The 1,189-nt window shown below is 54.9% G+C and carries 1 protein-coding gene; it reads right to left on the reverse strand.

Annotated elements, in window-relative coordinates; genetic code table 11:
* Nucleotides 1-10: 10 nt before the first annotated feature.
* Nucleotides 11-997: a transposase gene (locus tag ABLV11_RS06975; protein WP_126489227.1), complete on the reverse strand. Its 987-nt coding sequence runs from the start codon at nt 995-997 to the stop codon at nt 11-13.
* Nucleotides 998-1,189 lie beyond the last annotated feature (192 nt).

Below are 1,189 nucleotides of genomic sequence, written 5' to 3' on the forward strand. Positions count from 1 at the left end.
GTAGATACTGTTATGCCATGCAAGCATTTTTCGTATGCAGTGTGGCATCGAACGGGCGTCCTGATTTCAGGACGCCGTATGCCACCTGGGCCAGTTTCCTCATCATCGCACCGATTATCAGCTTTGCATTTTTTCCGTTCTTTTCCAGCCGTTCCCTGAACACCCGACCCCATTCTGTTTTATACAGCGTCACCATCGCCGGCATATACAATGCACGACGCAGCGACACATGGCCCATTTTACTCATCCTGCTTACCCGCCTGATGCTGCTGCCTGACTCATGTTGCCGCGGCGTCAGACCCGCATACGCGGCGAACTGCCTCCCCTCCCTGAACCTGTCTTTCAGACCCACATAAGCCAGCAGCACCGCCGCGGTTTTGGGGCCGATGCCCGGGATACTGTCCAGCAGTTTGCGCCGGTGTTTCAGATCCGGGTCATCATCCGTCAGGTCTTTTATCTGCTTTTCAAGACGTTTCAGTTCCGTCTCCAGCCACAGCAGATGCATGTCTATGCTTGGCAACTGTACCTCACGCGCGCTTTCCCGCCGGTTCTGCTCCTGAACATGCATCTCCGTCAGCGCCTGATACCGCAGAACCAGCGCCCGCAGGGCGCGTTCAACCGGATGGGGAGCTTCCCATATCGGCGGGCGTTTCTCCCGGCAAAAATACGCCAGCTGGCGGGCATCCACCGTATCCGTTTTGCTGCGTATTCCCTGACTCTGGACGAACGCTTTGCTGAGCATCGGATTGATAACAGAGACCGGATACCCCGCATCAGAGAGATGAGCGGCGACATCTTCCATATACGTCCCGGTCGCTTCCATGCAGACATGGGCATGGATGACCTGATGTCCCCGCAACCAGCTGACGAGCTCGTCATGTCCTTTTGGGGTGTTGGCAAATTTCTTGCTGCGGTGACGGCCATCAGGCCGCAACATATCGACATCGAGTTTAGCTTTGGCCACATCAATGCCGATAAAGTGAATGTCGTTTTCCATGGTGTAACCATCCTTGCAAATGCGGGGTACCGGGTGAACCGGTCCATGATACTGTTCGGTTTGTCACTTGTGGATAGCGGTGGTCCGGTGCAGGCATCTACTGTACAGACTAAAAGTCTGAGCCCGGGTACGGCATCCGGACCACCACCAGAGAGAACAGGCCGGTTCTTTCTGGTTTTTTAATAATACAAG

It is taken from the genome of Klebsiella sp. GW_Kp181 (assembly GCF_040062315.1).
Taxonomy (GTDB): domain Bacteria; phylum Pseudomonadota; class Gammaproteobacteria; order Enterobacterales; family Enterobacteriaceae; genus Klebsiella; species Klebsiella oxytoca.